The organism is Pseudomonas sp. TH39(2020) (assembly GCF_016650715.1).
Classification (GTDB): domain Bacteria; phylum Pseudomonadota; class Gammaproteobacteria; order Pseudomonadales; family Pseudomonadaceae; genus Aquipseudomonas; species Aquipseudomonas mandelii_C.
Genome location: NZ_JAEKFF010000006.1, coordinates 320,851 through 337,299, shown reverse-complemented (window position 1 = coordinate 337,299; position 16,449 = coordinate 320,851). Strand labels below are relative to the sequence as shown.

General features: G+C 60.0%; 14 protein-coding genes. 7 read left to right on the top strand and 7 right to left on the bottom strand.

The window, feature by feature from the left end:
• Positions 1 to 274 precede the first annotated feature (274 nt).
• Positions 275 to 2,368 carry an LTA synthase family protein gene (locus tag JFU47_RS09485; RefSeq protein WP_201182648.1) on the top strand — a complete coding sequence of 698 codons (2,094 nt, stop codon included), beginning with the start codon at positions 275 to 277 and terminating at the stop codon, positions 2,366 to 2,368.
• Positions 2,369 to 2,429: 61 nt separating this feature from the next.
• Here the strand turns inward: JFU47_RS09485 and JFU47_RS09480 are convergent, their stop codons facing one another.
• A complete protein-coding gene (locus JFU47_RS09480; protein ID WP_172901242.1) occupies positions 2,430 to 2,588 on the bottom strand; it encodes a DUF3309 family protein in 159 nt (52 codons plus the stop codon).
• A 278-nt stretch (positions 2,589 to 2,866) separates the two neighbouring features.
• Here JFU47_RS09480 and JFU47_RS09475 point away from each other — a divergent pair, with 278 nt between their 5' ends.
• From JFU47_RS09475 to csrA, 3 genes are all read left to right on the top strand, one after another.
• Positions 2,867 to 3,682: an SDR family oxidoreductase gene (locus JFU47_RS09475; RefSeq protein ID WP_140683314.1), complete on the top strand. Its 816-nt coding sequence runs from the start codon at positions 2,867 to 2,869 to the stop codon at positions 3,680 to 3,682.
• Between the two features lie 65 nt (positions 3,683 to 3,747).
• A complete protein-coding gene (locus JFU47_RS09470; protein WP_123369004.1) occupies positions 3,748 to 4,080 on the top strand; it encodes a YnfA family protein in 333 nt (110 codons plus the stop codon).
• Between the two features lie 153 nt (positions 4,081 to 4,233).
• Positions 4,234 to 4,419, top strand: a complete 186-nt coding sequence (csrA, locus tag JFU47_RS09465; RefSeq protein WP_123369003.1) for a carbon storage regulator CsrA — start codon at positions 4,234 to 4,236, stop codon at positions 4,417 to 4,419.
• 4 nt (positions 4,420 to 4,423) lie between these two features.
• On the opposite strand, the gene JFU47_RS09460 is transcribed toward csrA, so the two are convergent.
• The 5 genes from JFU47_RS09460 to mnmC all read right to left on the bottom strand — a co-directional run bounded on the left by JFU47_RS09460 (position 4,424) and on the right by mnmC (position 11,800).
• Positions 4,424 to 4,651: a YheU family protein gene (locus tag JFU47_RS09460; RefSeq protein WP_003199186.1), complete on the bottom strand. Its 228-nt coding sequence runs from the start codon at positions 4,649 to 4,651 to the stop codon at positions 4,424 to 4,426.
• Positions 4,652 to 4,837: 186 nt separating this feature from the next.
• A complete protein-coding gene (locus tag JFU47_RS09455) occupies positions 4,838 to 6,028 on the bottom strand; it encodes an osmoprotectant NAGGN system M42 family peptidase (protein WP_201182646.1) in 1,191 nt (396 codons plus the stop codon).
• Positions 6,029 to 6,171: 143 nt separating this feature from the next.
• Positions 6,172 to 7,917, bottom strand: a complete 1,746-nt coding sequence (gene ngg / locus JFU47_RS09450; protein WP_201182644.1) for an N-acetylglutaminylglutamine synthetase — start codon at positions 7,915 to 7,917, stop codon at positions 6,172 to 6,174.
• Between the two features lie 3 nt (positions 7,918 to 7,920).
• Complete coding sequence (locus JFU47_RS09445) at positions 7,921 to 9,693, bottom strand: N-acetylglutaminylglutamine amidotransferase (RefSeq protein ID WP_201182642.1); 1,773 nt, start codon at positions 9,691 to 9,693, stop codon at positions 7,921 to 7,923.
• A gap of 124 nt (positions 9,694 to 9,817) precedes the next feature.
• The gene (gene mnmC, locus JFU47_RS09440) at positions 9,818 to 11,800 is read right to left on the bottom strand and encodes a bifunctional tRNA (5-methylaminomethyl-2-thiouridine)(34)-methyltransferase MnmD/FAD-dependent 5-carboxymethylaminomethyl-2-thiouridine(34) oxidoreductase MnmC (protein ID WP_201182640.1); all 1,983 of its coding nucleotides are present in this window, start codon (positions 11,798 to 11,800) and stop codon (positions 9,818 to 9,820) included.
• Between the two features lie 319 nt (positions 11,801 to 12,119).
• Here mnmC and pap point away from each other — a divergent pair, with 319 nt between their 5' ends.
• Together pap and JFU47_RS09430 are read left to right on the top strand one after the other, a co-directional pair.
• Positions 12,120 to 13,643 carry a polyphosphate:AMP phosphotransferase gene (pap, locus tag JFU47_RS09435; protein WP_201182638.1) on the top strand — a complete coding sequence of 508 codons (1,524 nt, stop codon included), beginning with the start codon at positions 12,120 to 12,122 and terminating at the stop codon, positions 13,641 to 13,643.
• A gap of 101 nt (positions 13,644 to 13,744) precedes the next feature.
• Entirely contained in the window at positions 13,745 to 14,929 is a 1,185-nt protein-coding gene (locus tag JFU47_RS09430; protein WP_140894282.1) for a thiolase family protein, read from the top strand.
• A gap of 137 nt (positions 14,930 to 15,066) precedes the next feature.
• On the opposite strand, the gene JFU47_RS09425 is transcribed toward JFU47_RS09430, so the two are convergent.
• A complete protein-coding gene (locus JFU47_RS09425) occupies positions 15,067 to 15,261 on the bottom strand; it encodes a DUF6316 family protein (protein WP_201185191.1) in 195 nt (64 codons plus the stop codon).
• Positions 15,262 to 15,472: 211 nt separating this feature from the next.
• Between JFU47_RS09425 and JFU47_RS09420 the strand changes: the two genes are divergently transcribed.
• The gene (locus JFU47_RS09420; RefSeq protein WP_201182636.1) at positions 15,473 to 16,432 is read left to right on the top strand and encodes a DMT family transporter; all 960 of its coding nucleotides are present in this window, start codon (positions 15,473 to 15,475) and stop codon (positions 16,430 to 16,432) included.
• Positions 16,433 to 16,449 lie beyond the last annotated feature (17 nt).

Genomic DNA, 16,449 nt, shown 5'->3' with positions numbered 1-16,449 from the left:
CCGTTACCGCAGAAACGGATACGCCCCCGAGCTAACGGGCATCAGGAGCTGGGGACTTTAATTTGTTTCCGAATATGCGTTGCACGAAATTTTCACAAAGCCTCCAAGACAATTCGCCCGCGCCAAACATGCCGGACAGTAATCAATGGCAATGCCGCGAGTGATCGTGCAACATTTGCGCATCGTGCAAGCCCCGGGGCCGAGTACTGGCCAACAGAGGGCAAGGCGCAGCCGTATTTTTGAAACTTCAACTTCCAATGGGTCCTAAAACGACATGGCAAACCCGGACGCCCTGAGTCAGCAGCGAGCTTCTAGTCGCCTGCTGCAACCGACCGTCAAATCGCATCTGGCCTACACGCTGCTGTGTGCCCTGGTCATGATGGTCATGTTCAGCCTGCTGCGCGTTGCGCTGCTGGTTTACAACCGCGAGATGATCCTCGACACCCCGGCCTCGACCTTTCTCGAAGCGTTCGCCAACGGTCTGCGTTTCGACCTGCGCCTGGTGGTCTACCTCAGCATTCCATTGCTGCTGGCGCTGTTCAGCGCCCGGGCGATGGCCGCACGCGGATTCTTCCGGTTCTGGCTGACCATTGCCTCGAGCATCGCCCTGTTCCTCGGTCTGATGGAGATGGACTTCTACCGCGAGTTCCACCAGCGCCTCAACGGCCTGGTCTTCCAATATGTAAAGGAAGACCCGAAGACCGTGATGAGCATGCTCTGGTACGGTTTCCCGGTGGTTCGCTACCTGCTGGCCTGGGCCGTGGGCACGTTGATCCTGACCCTGGCGTTCAAGGGCGCCGACCGCGCCACCCGTCCTCGGGGTCCATTCAGTGGCGGCAGCATTGGCACGCGCCAGATCGCCCCATGGTATGCACGCATCACGGTGTTCGTCGTCTGCCTGATGGTTTGCGTGGTAGCCGCTCGTGGCACCCTGCGTCAGGGCCCGCCACTGCGTTGGGGTGACGTCTACACCACCAACTCGAACTTCGCCAACCAGTTGGGCCTCAACGGCACCTTGTCGCTGGTCGCCGCGGCCAAGAGCCGGATATCCGAAGATCGCGACAACGTCTGGAAGGCCACCTTGCCACAGGCTGAAGCGCAGAAAGTCGTGCGTGACATGCTGGTGATGCCGGACGACAAACTGGTAGATGCGGAGATCGCCGCCGTGCGTCGCGATTACACGCCGCCGGCCGACAAGACCCTGCCGATCAAGAACGTCGTCGTGATCCTGATGGAAAGCATGGCCGGTCACTCGGTGGGCGCCTTGGGTGCACCGGGCAACATCACGCCGTACCTCGACAAATTGTCGAAGGAAGGCCTGCTGTTTGACCGCTTCTTCTCCAACGGCACCCATACCCACCAGGGTATGTTCGCCACCATGGCCTGCTTCCCGAACCTGCCAGGTTTCGAATACCTGATGCAGACGCCGGAAGGCAGCCACAAGTTGTCCGGCCTGCCGCAATTGCTCAGTGCCCGTAAATATGACGACGTGTACGTCTACAACGGCGACTTCGCCTGGGACAACCAGTCGGGTTTCTTCAGCAACCAGGGCATGACCAACTTCATTGGTCGTAATGACTTCGTGAACCCGGTGTTCTCTGATCCGACCTGGGGCGTGTCCGACCAGGACATGTTCGACCGTGGTCTGGTCGAGCTCAAGGCGCGGGAAAACGGCAAGCCGTTCTATGCGTTGCTGCAAACCCTGTCCAACCACACGCCATACGCCTTGCCCACCCCATTGCCGGTTGAACGCGTGACCGATCGCGGTAGCCTGAACGAGCATTTGACCGCTATGCGTTATGCGGACTGGGCGCTGGGCCAGTTCTTTGAAAAGGCCCGCAAGGAACCGTATTACAAGGAGACCCTGTTTGTCATCGTCGGCGACCACGGCTTTGGCAACGAGCGTCAGATCACCGAAATGGACCTGGGCCGCTTCAACGTGCCGATGTTGATGATCGCGCCGGGCATCCAGGAAAAATTCGGCCAGCTTGACCATACCGTGGGCACGCAGATCGACATCGTGCCGACCATCATGGGCCGCATTGGTGGCGAAGTGCGTCATCAGTGCTGGGGTCGTGATTTGCTCAATCTGCCTGAAGGCGACGCCGGTTTTGGCGTGATCAAGCCATCGGGTAGCGAGCAGACCACCGCCATCATCACGGCTGATCAGATTCTGGTGCTGCCGAAAGAAAAGGAAATGGCGCCGAAGATGTACCAGTACGAACTGGGCGCGACACCTCACGCCGAGATCGTTCCAAATGCACCGCGTACCGCTGAGCTGAAGCTCAAGCTCGAAGCGTTCCTGCAAACGGCGACCAAGAGCCTGATCGACAACACCGCCGGTGTGGTTGACGGCAAGCCGGACTAAGTCTTGATGCAATAAAAAAGAGGCCCTTGAAAAGGGCCTCTTTTTTTTGCCTGTTAAACCTTTATATCTTGCCGAGCAACAGCAGGATCAACAGCACCACCAACACCACGCCGATGATACCCGACGGGCCATAACCCCAACTTCTGGAGTGCGGGAAGACTGGTAAACCACCAATCAGCAAGAGGATCAGGATTACGATAAGAATTGTGCCCATGTCTATTTCCTTGTTGGAAGTGTTCTGGATTACCTGGCGTTTAAGTGTCAGCCGGGATGCTAAAAACCAGGCTGCTTACAAAATCCGACTGTCGAGCATGAAAGAAAATTCCAAGTTTTTTTAATGTTTTTCGAAGAAAGGCTTATTCCGTTTTTTATTACTCTAGTTGGTTCAGACGCTCCCACGGTTTGCTCGGGCCATTCAGCAATCTGATGGAGCGTGGGTCGGGCATTGTCCTTCGCTACACTCGACGCATCTTCCCCGGAACAACAAGGCTGTTTGCTATGCAAAATCGCATGATGATCACTGGCGCGGGCTCAGGCTTAGGTCGCGAAATCGCGCTGCGCTGGGCGCGTGAAGGCTGGCAGCTGGCCTTGTCGGATGTCAGCGAACCCGGTCTGCAAGAAACCCTGAAGCTGGTTCGCGAAGCCGGTGGCGACGGTTTTATTCAGCGTTGCGACGTGCGCGATTACAGCCAGCTGACCGCCTTCGCCCAAGCCTGTGAAGAGAAACTCGGTGGCATCGATGTCATCGTCAACAACGCCGGCGTTGCCTCGGGCGGGTTCTTCAGTGAACTGTCCCTGGAAGACTGGGACTGGCAGATCGCGATCAACCTGATGGGCGTGGTCAAGGGCTGCAAGGCCTTCCTGCCGCTGCTGGAAAAAAGCAAAGGCAAGATCATCAACATCGCGTCGATGGCCGCCCTGATGCAAGGCCCGGCCATGAGCAACTACAACGTGGCGAAGGCTGGCGTGGTGGCGTTGTCCGAAAGTCTGTTGATCGAGCTGGCGCAGGAGGAAATTGGTGTGCATGTAGTGTGCCCATCGTTCTTCCAGACCAACCTGCTGGACTCCTTCCGTGGCCCGACACCGGCCATGAAAGCCCAGGTCGGCAAGTTGCTGGAAAGCTCGCCGATCACCGCGGCCGACATTGCGGACTACATCTATCAGCACGTCGCTGCCGGCGAATTCATGATTCTGCCTCACGAACAGGGCCGCATGGCCTGGGCGCTCAAGCAGAAGAACCCGCAACTGCTCTACGACGAAATGACCGTCATGGCCGACAAAATGCGCGCCAAGGCCAAGCAAACCGCAGGTTGAGCTTGCCCCCAACACAACACCGTCGTTAGGGTGGCCGCCATCGGCCATCCTCACGAGACGTTTGCATGCTCAATTACCTGTGGTTTTTTCTCGCCGCGCTGTTCGAAATTGCCGGCTGTTTCGCCTTCTGGATGTGGCTGCGCCAGGGTAAAAGCGCCTGGTGGGTCGTGCCGGCTCTGCTCAGTCTGACCTTGTTTGCGCTGCTGCTGACCCGCATCGAAGCGACCTACGCCGGTCGCGCCTATGCCGCTTACGGTGGCATCTACATCATCGCGTCGATCGGCTGGCTGGCGGTGGTCGAGCGGGTTCGTCCGCTGGGCTCGGACTGGCTCGGCGTGGCGCTGTGTGTGATCGGGGCGAGCGTCATCCTTTTCGGCCCGCGCTTCTCCGCTTCCTGAAGGATCGGTCCTTCATTTAATGAGTTTGTCAGACGTTTCCATAGGAGCTGTTCGGAGTGCGCTGTAGGGCGGGACTGATTTGTTGCTGTCGCATTGTAGGCCCGTTGAGCGCAGGGCATCTTCAGGGTTCGATAACCCTAAAGGACGAATGCCATGCTTGTACTCAGTCGCGTTGTGGGCGAGTTGATTTCCATCGGTGACAACATTTCCGTGCGCATTCTTGCCGTCAACGGAGGCAGTGTGCGCTTCGGTGTCGAAGCGCCGCAAAACGTCAACGTGCACCGGGCCGAGGTCTACGACCGCATCCAGCTCAAACTGGCGAAAAACAAAAGACGCTGAGGTCTCAGTCGAACAGGTGCTTGGGCACATCGTGCTTGAGCATCAACTGGCATTGCTCGCTTTCCGGGTCGAAGACAATCAGCGCCTGGCCCTTGGTCAATGCCTGGCGAACACGCAGAACACGGGTTTCCAGCGGCGTGTCATCGCCGTTGTCCGTACCGTCACGGGTCACGAAATCCTCGATCAGGCGGGTGAGGGTGTCGACTTCAAGTTGGTCGTGGGGGATCAGCATAGGCACCTCGGCTAAACAATGGCGCGATGCTACGGCGAATGAAGGGATGCGGCTAGCTTGGGAACTGTGTTGTCTGATCTGGCGCCTTCGCGAGCAGGCTCGCTCCCACAGGTGACCGCCTACTCCTGTGGGAGCGAGGCTGCTCGCGATGGCAATCTTTCAATCACAGCCTATCTCAAGCAAGACTCAGCTATCGGAGCGCTGCCCCACCAGGCTATCCACCGACGGCACCCGCGTATCACTTTCCATCTGCGTCTCATGTTCGATCTGATGACTGAACCGGTCCAGCGACCCCTTGGCCGGTTGTGCATCACTGGCAAACACCGGCGGACTCAGAATGTAGGCGCCGAGCAGGCGGCTGAGGGCGGCGAGGCTGTCGATGTGGGTGCGTTCGTAGCCGTGAGTGGCGTCGCAGCCGAAGGCGAGCAGGGCGGTGCGAATGTCATGCCCGGCAGTGACCGCCGAATGGGCATCGCTGAAGTAGTAGCGGAACAGGTCACGGCGCACTGGCAATTCGTTGTCACTGGCCAGGCGCAGCAGATGCCGCGACAGGTGATAGTCGTAGGGGCCGCCGGAATCCTGCATTGCCACGCTCACCGCGTGTTCGCTGGAATGCTGACCTGGCGCGACCGGGGCAATGTCGATGCCGACGAATTCGCTGACGTCCCACGGTAACGCCGCTGCCGCGCCACTGCCGGTTTCCTCGGTAATGGTGAACAGCGGATGACAGTCGATCATCAGCTCTTGGCCGCTGTCGACGATCGCTTTCAGCGCCGCCAGCAATGCGGCAACGCCGGCCTTGTCATCGAGATGACGGGCGCTGATGTGGCCACTTTCGGTGAATTCCGGTAAAGGGTCGAAGGCGACAAAATCACCGACGCTGATGCCCAGCGAGTCGCAATCGGCACGTGTAGCGCAATAGGCGTCCAGGCGCAGCTCGATGTGATCCCAACTGATCGGCATTTCATCCACGGCGGTATTGAACGCATGCCCGGAAGCCATCAGCGGCAGCACGCTGCCACGGATCACGCCGTTGTCGGTAAACAGGCTGACCCGGCTGCCCTCGGCAAAACGGCTGGACCAGCAGCCGACAGGCGCCAGGGTCAGACGACCGTTGTCCTTGATCGCGCGAACCGCCGCACCGATGGTGTCGAGGTGAGCGGAGACCGCGCGGTCGGGACTGTTCTTCTTGCCCTTGAGGGTGGCGCGGATAGTGCCGCGGCGGGTCATCTCAAAGGGAATGCCCAGCTCTTCAAGCCGTTCGGCGACGTAACGCACGATGGTGTCGGTGAACCCGGTCGGGCTGGGAATGGCGAGCATTTCCAGCAGGACTTTTTGCAGGTAGTTCAGATCCGGTTCCGGAATTTTGCTGGTCATGGAAACTCCTGATGAGTTAAGCGTTGATCGTTCCCACGCTCTGCGTGGGAATGCCTCACTGGACGCTCCGCGTCCGCTTTTGGGACGCAGAGCGTCCCTGGCTGCATTCCCACGCGGAGCGTGGGAACGATCAGGAAGGGGGGCTAAGCCGCCGGCTGACTGTGCGGAAACAACAAATCCACAAACCGCTCGGCCGTCGGCTGCGGTTCATGGTTGGCCAGGCCTGCGCGCTCATTGGCTTCGATAAACACATACTCCGGCTGATCGGCAGCAGGCACCATCAGGTCGAGCCCGACCATCGGAATGTCCAGCGCCCGCGCCGCGCGTACCGCCGCATCCACCAACGTCGGATGCAGGATCGCCGTGACATCCTCAAGAATGCCGCCGGTATGAAGATTCGCCGTACGCCGTACGAACAAATGCTCCCCGGCCGGCAGAATGCTGCTGTAGTCATAACCCGCCGCGTGCAAGGTGCGCTCGGTCTCGTGGTCCAGCGGGATTTTGCTTTCACCGCTGGTAGCCGCCTGACGACGCCGGCTCTGCGCTTCGATCAGCGCACCGATGGAATGTTGACCATCACCGACTACTTCTGCCGGACGACGAATCGCCGCGGCGACCACCTCAAAACCGATCACCAGAATCCGCAAATCGAGGCCTTCGTGGAAACTCTCCAGCAGCACTCGACTGTCGAACTGGCGGGCGGATTCGATGGCTTGCTGGACCTCTTCGATACTCCGTAAATCCACCGCGACGCCCTGGCCCTGTTCGCCATCCAGTGGCTTGACCACGACCCGTTCGTGCTCGTCGAGAAACGCCAGATTGTCGTCGGCGTTGCCGGCCAGTTGCTGCGACGGCAGGTTCAAACCGGCGGCTTTGAGCACTTTGTGCGTCAGGCTTTTGTCCTGGCACAACGTCATGCTGATGGCGCTTGTCAGATCGCTGAGGGATTCACGGCAACGTACGCGGCGACCGCCATGGATCAAGGTGAACAGACCGGCATCGGGATCATCGACTTGCACTTCGATGCCGCGACGGTGAGCTTCCTCGACGATGATCCGTGCATAAGGATTGAACTCGGCTTCGGGACCCGGGCCCAGAAACAACGGCTGATTGATGCAGTTCTTGCGCTTGATCGCGAAGGTCGACAGGTTGCGAAATCCCAGCTTGGCGTAAAGACTTTTCGCCTGCCGGTTGTCGTGCAGCACGGACAGGTCCAGGTAACTCAACCCACGGCTCATGAAGTGCTCGATCAAATGCCGCACCAGCACTTCACCGACACCCGGTCGCGAACATTGCGGATCGACCGCCAGGCACCACAGGCTGCTGCCATTTTCCGGATCGTTGAACGCCTTGTGGTGATTGAGGCCCATGACGCTGCCGATGATCGCGCCGCTGTCCTCATCTTCGGCCAGCCAATAGACCGGTCCACCCTGATGACGGGGAGTCAGCAGACTTGCGTCGATCGGCAGCATGCCGCGCAACTGATACAGCTGATTGATCGCCTGCCAGTCCGCGTCGCTCTGGGCCCGGCGGATGCGAAAGCCGCGAAACACCCGAGTCGACTGGCGGTAATCACTGAACCACAGGCGCAAGGTGTCGGACGGGTCGAGAAACAACTGGGCCGGCTCCAGCCCCAGTACTTGCTGGGGGGCAGCCACATACAGGGCGATGTCGCGTTCACCGGTGTGCTCGTTGAGCAGCTCTTGGGCCAGGCTCGCCGCATCCGGGAAGGTATGGCCGATCAGCAACCGGCCCCAACCGCAATGCACGGCGATCGGTGCAGCGCCCAACTCACTGCCGTCTTCGGCCAGGCGTGCCTGCAAACGTTCGTAAGAGGGCGCCTGACCGCGCAACAAGCGTTGGCTGTAGGCCGTGGCGTGGGGTTTCATCGATCAGATTCCTTGTTCGCTGAGCCACAGGTTCAGGGCCGCCAATTGCCACAGCTTGGAACCGCGCAACGGGGTCAATTGACCTTGTGGATCGGTCAGCAGGCGGTCGAGCATCTCCGGTTTGAACAGGCCGCGATCCTGACTCGGATCGAGCAACAGTTCGCGCACCCAGTTCAGCGTATCGCCCTGCAAATGCTTCAGGCCCGGCACCGGGAAGTAGCCTTTCTTGCGATCGATCACTTCACTCGGAATCACCAGCCGCGCAGCTTCTTTCAAGACTTGCTTGCCGCCATCCGGCAGTTTGAATTTGCCCGGCACGCGGGCCGACAGTTCCACCAGGCGGTAGTCGAGAAACGGCGTGCGCGCTTCCAGGCCCCAGGCCATGGTCATGTTGTCGACGCGTTTGACCGGGTCGTCCACCAGCATGATCGTGCTGTCCAGACGCAGGGCTTTGTCCACCGCTGCATCGGCGCCGGGCTGTGCGAAATGTTCCTTCACGAAGTCACCAGCGGCGTCATTCGCTGTCAGCCATTTCGGCTGCACGGTGGCGGCGTAGTCGTCGTAGCTGCGGTCGAAAAACGCATCGCGATAGGCGGCGTACGGATCTTCGGCACCGTCGACTTGTGGATACCAGTGATAACCGGCGAACAACTCGTCTGCACCCTGGCCGCTTTGCACCACCTTGCAATGCTTGGCCACTTCACGGGACAGCAGATAGAACGCGATGCAGTCATGACTGACCATCGGTTCGCTCATGGCGCGGAACGCTGCGGGCAATTGCTCGATGATCTCTTTTTCGTCAATGCGCAGTTGGTGATGCTGTGTGCCGTAGTGCTTGGCGATCAGGTCCGAATACTGGAATTCGTCGCCACGCTCGCCGCCGGCATCCTGAAAACCGATGGAGAAGGTCGACAGGTTTTCAACACCGACTTCACGCAACAGACCGACCAGCAGGCTCGAATCGACACCGCCCGAAAGCAGCACACCGACGTCGACTGCCGCACGTTGACGGATCGCCACCGCGTCACGGGTGCTGTCGAGTACACGGTCACGCCAGTCTTCCAGTGTCAGATTCATCTCGTCGGCGTGTGGGCCGTAGGGCAGGGTCCACCAGGTTTTCTGCTCAGTGGTGCCGTCCGCTTCGATGCGCATCCAGGTCGCCGGTGGCAGTTTTTCGATGCCGGCCAGCAAGGTGCGCGGGGCCGGGACCACGGCGTGGAAATTCAGATAATGATTGAGCGCCACCGGATCGAGGATCGGGTTGATGTCGCCGCCCTTGAGCAGCGCCGGCAGCGTCGAGGCAAAGCGCAGGCGCTGTCCGGTGCGCGACAGGTACAGCGGCTTCACGCCGAGACGGTCGCGGGCGATGAACAGACGTTGGGCATCGCGCTCCCAAATGGCGAAGGCGAACATGCCATTGAGCTTGGGCAGCAAGGCTTCGCCCCAGGCGTGATAGCCCTTGAGCAGCACTTCGGTGTCACCACCGGAATAGAAGGCATAACCGAGGCTTTCAAGCTCAGTGCGCAGTTCCGGGAAGTTGTAGATCGCGCCGTTGAAGGCCAGAGACAAGCCCAATTGGTTGTCGACCATCGGCTGCGCCGAGCCGTCCGACAGGTCCATGATTTTCAGGCGACGGTGGCCCAGGGCCATCGGCCCTTGGGCATGAAAGCCCCACGCGTCAGGGCCGCGAGGGGCCAGGTGATGGGTGATTCGCTCAATGGCTGCAAGGTCTGCAGGTTGATGATCAAAACGTAACTCGCCAGCTAATCCGCACATAAATTCCTTACCGGTTTTTCCGTTGGGGAGGGTCAATCGATACCGCGCCAAAAACGGCGGGTACTCAGAAACTGACCCGGCTGAATCCCCGGAGTTTTAGACCGATAAGTTATAAGGCGCGCCGTCAGACTTTTCCGCGGATCAATTGGCGCACCGCAAAACGGTTGGGATGACAGGCCTCGGCGACCGCTCTGGGCAGAGGTAAAGGTTCGTTTTCGATCCATGCCGCGAGCAACTCACCCGACAGCGGCGCGGTGATCAGGCCGCGAGAACCGTGGCCGCTGTTGACGTAAAAACCCTCAAGCCAGGGGCAGGGAATATCCGGTACTTGCCGGGCGTCCTTGCTCAGCACGGCGTAGGCATCGGCGAAGGCCGCTGGTTCGGCCAACGGGCCAACGATCGGCAGGTAGTCCGGACTGGTGCAGCGGAACGCGGCGCGTCCTTCAAGCTGTTGCGGGTCCAGTTCCTGTGCATGCAGTCGAGTGGCCAGGTCGGCGGAGATTTCTTCGAGCAAAGCCAGGTTGCCGAGGTGTTCGGCGAGGGTTGGGGTCAGGTCATTGCTCTTGAAGTCGAAGCTGGCGCCGAGGGTGTGTTCGCCCAGTCGAGCGGGCGCCACATAGCCTTCGGCGCAGACGACGGTGGCCAGGCTCTGGCTTTCAGGGGTTTGCGCGAGTCGGGTGATCTGGCCACGAATGCGTTTGAGGGGCAGTTCGGCGCTGTGCGGGAAACGCTTGATCTCGGCGGCGCCGGCCAGGATCACCACGGGGGCACTGGCCAGCAAATCATCACCGTCCCAGGCCTGCCACTGATCATCCACCTTGCGCAGTTCCAGGACATCGCGATGGGGCAGCCACTGGATGTTCGTTGAGGACGCCTGCCAATGGCACAACGCCGGGGGATGAACCCAGCCACCTTCCGGGAAGAATAATCCGCCGTGCTCCAGGGCGATCCCGGCCTGAATCTGGGCTTGCGGTTGATCGAGCAAGTGCACCAGGTCTGGCGAAAAAGCGGCGGCCAATTGCGCCTGACGCTCGGCTTCCTTGGCGTTGAAGGCCAGTTGCAAGACCCCGCAATCGTCCCAGTCGACGCCCCGTTGCAGATGCTCAAGCAAGCGTCGGGTGTGACCGAAACCACTGACAATCAACTGCGACAATGCGGTGCCATGGGCCGAAAGCTTGAGGTACAGCACGCCCTGTGGATTGCCCGAGGCTTCCTGCGCGAGTGCATTGTGGCGCTCCAGCAGACTGACGTGCCAACCCCGCGCCGCGAGACTGGCTGCCGTGGCGCAACCGGCCAGGCCGGCGCCGATCACCATTGCCCGACGTTCGCCGGTCAGTGGCGTCGGGCGCGCGAACCATGGTTTGGCCGCGGCGGGCACCGGGACTACTTCAGGCCAGCCGAGAAACACGCCCCGCAGGATTTCCCATTTATGGCCGATGCCTGGCGTGCGCTTCATCTTGAAGCCCGCTGCATTCAGCAGACGGCGCACCCAACCGGTGCTGGTGAAGGTGCTGATGGTCGAGCCGGGGGCCGCCAGACGTGCCAGTTCGGCGAACAGCTCGGCGGTCCACATGTCAGGGTTTTTCGCCGGGGCAAAACCGTCGAGAAACCAGGCGTCGATCTGCGCGTCGAGTTGTGGCAATTGCTCCAGCGCATCGCCGATCAGCAGGGTCAGGGTCACGCGGCCGTTGTCCAGCACCAGGCGCTGGAAGCCTGGGTGGATTGCGATGTATTGCGTCAGCAGTTGATCGGCAAACGGTTTGAGCTCCGGCCACAAGGCCAAGGCACGCTGCAGATCGGGCAGGCTCAGCGGGTACTTTTCGACACTGACAAAATGCAGTCGTGCTCCGGCCACCGCATGCTGTTCGAATAGCTGCCAGGCGCAAAGGAAATTCAGCCCGGTGCCGAAACCGGTCTCGCCAATCACCAGTCGACCGCCGGCCGGCAATGCGGCAAAGCGTTCACGCAACGCGTTCTGTTCGAGGAATACGTAGCGGGTTTCGTCCAACCCCGACAGATCGGAGAAATACACATCATCGAACACCCGCGAACGCGGGAGCCCTTGGTCGTCCCAGTCGAGCTGGGCGTGGGGCAATACAGGTTTCATGGCAGGCTCGGCAACGGCAAGGCGGCCATTCTAGCCGATCGCCGGAGCGGTGCTTGATCCCTGGCAACGCGTGCGCTCGCAGATTCGCGGAAAATCTGTAGCAGCTGGCGCAGCCTGCGTTCGATCGCGTAGCGGTCGCAAAATCAGCCGATGTATTTTTTCAGGTAAAACGTGCACTCAGGATTTACGACCGCTGCGCGATCGAACGCAGCCTTCGGCAGCTGCTACAAAAAAATATCGTTGCTGCGAAGTAAGGGATTTCTCCCACGGAAAACAACTCAATCCGCTAGTCTTGCTCAATCCTGGAAGGAGCCGTCCCATGTTCGAATCCGCCGAAATCGGTCACGCCATCGACAAAGAAACCTACGACGCCGAAGAACCGGCCCTGCGTGAAGCCTTGCTCGAAGCGCAGTTCGAACTTCACCAGCAGCGCCGCTTTCCGGTGATCATTCTGATCAATGGCATCGAAGGCGCCGGCAAGGGCGAGACGGTCAAGTTGCTTAACGAATGGATGGACCCACGCTTGATCGAGGTCCGCACGTTCGATCAGCAGACCGACGAAGAGCTGGCGCGGCCACCGGCCTGGCGCTACTGGCGGATGCTCCCGGCCAAGGGCCGCATGGGGGTTTTCTTCGGCAACTGGTACAGCCAGATGCTGCAAGGCCGGGTTCATGGCTTGTTCAAGGACCCGGTGCTGGATCAGGCGATCAACCAGTCCGAGCGCTTTGAAAAAATGCTCTGCGACGAAGGCGCGCTGATCTTCAAGTTCTGGTTCCACCTCTCCAAGAAGCAAATGAAGGCGCGGCTCAAGGCCCTGGCGGATGACCCGCTGCACAGTTGGCGCATCAGTCCGCTGGACTGGCAACAATCGCAAACCTACGACAAGTTCGTGAAATACGGCGAACGCGTGTTGCGCCGTACCAGCCGCGACTACGCGCCTTGGCATGTGATCGAAGGAGTGGACCCTCATTACCGCAGCCTGGCGGTGGGCAAGATCCTGCTCGAAGGCCTGCAAAATGCTCTGAAGCGTCCCGAGGTCCATCCCGACAAGGTCAATGCCGCGCCGTTGCCCATCCATGTCGATCAACTGAACCTGCTCGACAGCCTGGATTTGACCCAGCGCTTGGACAAGGACGACTACGAAGAACAATTGATTACCGAACAGGCACGATTCTCCGGCCTGATGCGCGACAAACGCATGCGTCGGCACGCCTTGGTGGCGGTGTTTGAGGGGAATGATGCGGCAGGCAAGGGCGGGGCGATCCGCCGGGTTGCGGCAGCCCTCGATCCACGCCAGTACAGCATCGTGCCGATTGCCGCGCCCACCGAAGAGGAACGGGCGCAGCCGTACCTCTGGCGGTTCTGGCGGCACATCCCGGCCAAGGGCAAGTTCACGGTGTTCGATCGTTCGTGGTACGGGCGGGTGCTGGTGGAACGCGTCGAAGGCTTTTGCCCGCCGGCTGACTGGTTGCGGGCCTACAGCGAAATCAATGATTTCGAAGAGCAGATCGCTGAGGCCGGGGTGATTGTGGTCAAGTTCTGGCTGGCCATCGACAAGCAGACGCAACTGGAGCGTTTCCAGGCCCGGGAAGCAATTCCCTTCAAGCGTTTCAAGATCACCGAAGATGACTGGCGCAATCGTGACAAATGGGACGACTACCGCGCGGCGGTCGGTGACATGGTCGATCGCACCAGCACCGAGATATCGCTCTGGACGCTGGTGGAAGCCAATGACAAGCGCTGGGCGCGGGTCAAAGTCCTGCGCACCATCAATCTGGCGCTGGAAGAGGCTTTCGAAAAGTCCGACAAACACGACAGGAAAGTGAAACAGCACAAGAAGTGAGCGATGGTTGCGCATACGCGGGGTGAATGATTGTCGCGGTCGGTAATGCAGTGGACTTATGCTCGGTCCACTCTCAACCGACAACAACAATGAGGTATGCCATGCGTGAAGTGGTGATCGTCGACAGCGTGCGGACCGGCCTGGCCAAATCCTTTCGCGGCAAGTTCAACCTGACCCGTCCGGACGACATGGCGGCCCACTGCGTCAATGCGCTGCTGGCGCGCTCGGGCATCGACCCGGCCAGCGTCGAGGACTGCATCGTCGGTGCCGGTTCCAACGAAGGTGGCCAGGGCTTCAACATCGGTCGCAACATCGCGGTGCTGTCGCGCCTGGGCACCGGCACTGCCGGCATGACCCTCAACCGTTTTTGCTCGTCGGGCCTGCAGGCGATCGCCATCGCCGCCAACCAGATTGCTTCGGGTTGCAGCGATATCATCGTCGCCGGTGGCGTCGAGTCCATCAGCCTGACCATGAAAAGCATCAACACCGACAACCTGATCAATCCGCTGCTGAAAGAGCAGGTGCCCGGCATCTATTTCCCGATGGGCCAGACGGCCGAAATCGTCGCTCGTCGTTACGACGTCACTCGTGAAGAACAGGATCTGTACGCGCTGCAAAGTCAGCAACGTACTGCTCAGGCTCAGGCCGCTGGATTGTTTGACGATGAAATCGTGCCGATGGCGGTGAAGTATCGGGTTGAAGACAAGGCCACCGGTCAGGTGCAGATTCTTGACGGCATCGTCGATCACGATGACTGCAATCGCCCGGGCACCACCCTGGAAAGCCTGGCGGGATTGAAACCGGTGTTTGCCGAAGACGGTTCGGTGACGGCGGGCAATTCTTCGCAGCTGTCCGATGGCGCGTCGATGACGCTGGTAATGAGCCTGGAAAAAGCACTGGAACTGGGGTTGAAGCCCAAGGCGTTCTTCCGTGGTTTCACCGTGGCGGGTTGCGAGCCGGATGAAATGGGCATCGGTCCGGTGTTCTCGGTGCCGAAGTTGCTCAAAGCCAAGGGTTTGCAGGTTGCCGACATTGATCTGTGGGAACTCAACGAAGCGTTCGCCTCGCAATGCCTGCACAGCCGCATTCGGCTGGAAATCGATAACGACAAGTACAACGTCAATGGCGGCTCGATTTCCATCGGCCATCCGTTCGGCATGACCGGTTCGCGTCAGGTCGGGCATCTCGTGCGTGAATTGCAGCGCCGCAACGTGCGTTACGGCATCGTCACCATGTGTGTGGGTGGCGGGATGGGTGCGACCGGGTTGTTTGAAGCGGTGCGTTAAATCCGCAAGATTTGCATTGCCTGATTAACCGCCTTCGTCGGATCGCCGCCCGGAGCCGGCTCGCTCCCACAGGGATCTAGTGTGCGACATAGATCCAATGTGGGAGCGAGCCTGCTCGCGAATGGAGGCGCCGCGGTCTACAGGCTCATACGCAAAAGCAGCATCCGCTCAATGTAAGCCTGTACCTCCCGCGCCAACTTCTCCGGATTTTCAAACGGCCCTTCAAGGGTGTTTTCCCGGGTGCTGAAATACAAACTTCCATTCACGCGACACACCCGGTCACAGCGAAAGTGAGTGGCGGGGGCATTGTCCTGGGCGCGCTTGCCGTACATGGCGATCTCCTGAGGAATGTTCCTGTTGGCGAATCCCATGAGCTTATGCATGAACCACTTGCAACGCCTGGCCAGCCGATCGACGGCATAGCGCCAATTTAATGGTGCGACCCGCACAGTTTCATTCGCGGCCAACGCCCAACTGTCCCTGTGTGCCGAACGGCTCTGAGCCTAGAATGACCTTTCTCGCCACTTGGCTTCGGGGTTCGCAATGCACATTTCATCGGGTCGCTGGGTTTACGGTCTGTTCCTGGCCTTGGTGACCGCGCTGCTGTGGGGAATCCTGCCGATCAAACTCAAGCAAGTGCTGCTGGTGATGGACCCGGTGACGGTGACCTGGTTTCGCCTGATCGTATCCGGCGGGTGCCTGTTCATTTATCTGGCGGCGACCAAACGCCTGCCGAGCCGCAAGGTGCTCGGGCCGCGTGGTGGCTGGTTGGTGTTGATGGCGGTGCTCGGCCTGGTGGGCAACTATGTGCTGTACCTGAAGGGCCTGAACCTGCTTAGCCCCGGCACTGCGCAACTGGTGGTGCAGATGGGGCCGATCATGTTGCTGATCGCCAGTCTGTTTGTGTTCAAGGAACGGTTCAGCGTGGGGCAGGGGATTGGCCTGCTGGTGCTGTTGATTGGCTTTGCCCTGTTTTTCAATCAGCGGCTGGCCGAGTTGCTGACCTCGCTGACCGATTACACCGCCGGCGTGCTGTTGGTGTTGTTGGCGTCCACGGTCTGGACGTTCTACGCCTTGGGTCAGAAGCAATTGCTCACGGTGTGGAATTCGCTGCAGGTGATGATGGTGATCTACCTGTTCTGCGCGCTGTTGTTGACGCCGTGGGTGCATCCGCTGGAAGTGCTACAACTGAGTCCGCTGCAAGGCTGGCTACTGCTGGCGTGCTGCATGAACACCCTGATCGCCTATGGCGCGTTTGCCGAAGCTCTGGCGCATTGGGAGGCGTCGCGGGTCAGTGCGACGTTGGCAATCACGCCGTTGGTGACGTTCGTTGCGGTGGCGGTGGCCGCATGGATGTGGCCGGACTATGTGCATGCCGAGACGATCAATGGTCTGGGTTATGGCGGGGCGGTGCTGGTGGTGCTGGGGTCGGCGCTGGTGGCGTTGGGGCCGTCGTTGATTGCCGGGCTCAGAGCCCGTCGCGTTAGGATTGCAGCAGGGTAATCCGGGTCATCGTTCTT

Bases quoted from the DNA above. Each gene is read 5' to 3' on its own strand.
- JFU47_RS09485 (WP_201182648.1), top strand. From the start codon at position 275: ATGGCAAACCCGGACGCCCTGAGTCAGCAGCGAGCTTCTAGTCGCCTG.
- JFU47_RS09475 (WP_140683314.1), top strand. From the start codon at position 2,867: ATGCAAAATCGCATGATGATCACTGGCGCGGGCTCAGGCTTAGGTCGC.
- JFU47_RS09470 (WP_123369004.1), top strand. From the start codon at position 3,748: ATGCTCAATTACCTGTGGTTTTTTCTCGCCGCGCTGTTCGAAATTGCC.
- csrA (WP_123369003.1), top strand. From the start codon at position 4,234: ATGCTTGTACTCAGTCGCGTTGTGGGCGAGTTGATTTCCATCGGTGAC.
- JFU47_RS09460 (WP_003199186.1), bottom strand. From the start codon at position 4,651: ATGCTGATCCCCCACGACCAACTTGAAGTCGACACCCTCACCCGCCTG.
- JFU47_RS09455 (WP_201182646.1), bottom strand. From the start codon at position 6,028: ATGACCAGCAAAATTCCGGAACCGGATCTGAACTACCTGCAAAAAGTC.
- ngg (WP_201182644.1), bottom strand. From the start codon at position 7,917: ATGAAACCCCACGCCACGGCCTACAGCCAACGCTTGTTGCGCGGTCAG.
- JFU47_RS09445 (WP_201182642.1), bottom strand. From the start codon at position 9,693: ATGTGCGGATTAGCTGGCGAGTTACGTTTTGATCATCAACCTGCAGAC.
- mnmC (WP_201182640.1), bottom strand. From the start codon at position 11,800: ATGAAACCTGTATTGCCCCACGCCCAGCTCGACTGGGACGACCAAGGG.
- pap (WP_201182638.1), top strand. From the start codon at position 12,120: ATGTTCGAATCCGCCGAAATCGGTCACGCCATCGACAAAGAAACCTAC.
- JFU47_RS09430 (WP_140894282.1), top strand. From the start codon at position 13,745: ATGCGTGAAGTGGTGATCGTCGACAGCGTGCGGACCGGCCTGGCCAAA.
- JFU47_RS09425 (WP_201185191.1), bottom strand. From the start codon at position 15,261: ATGTACGGCAAGCGCGCCCAGGACAATGCCCCCGCCACTCACTTTCGC.
- JFU47_RS09420 (WP_201182636.1), top strand. From the start codon at position 15,473: ATGCACATTTCATCGGGTCGCTGGGTTTACGGTCTGTTCCTGGCCTTG.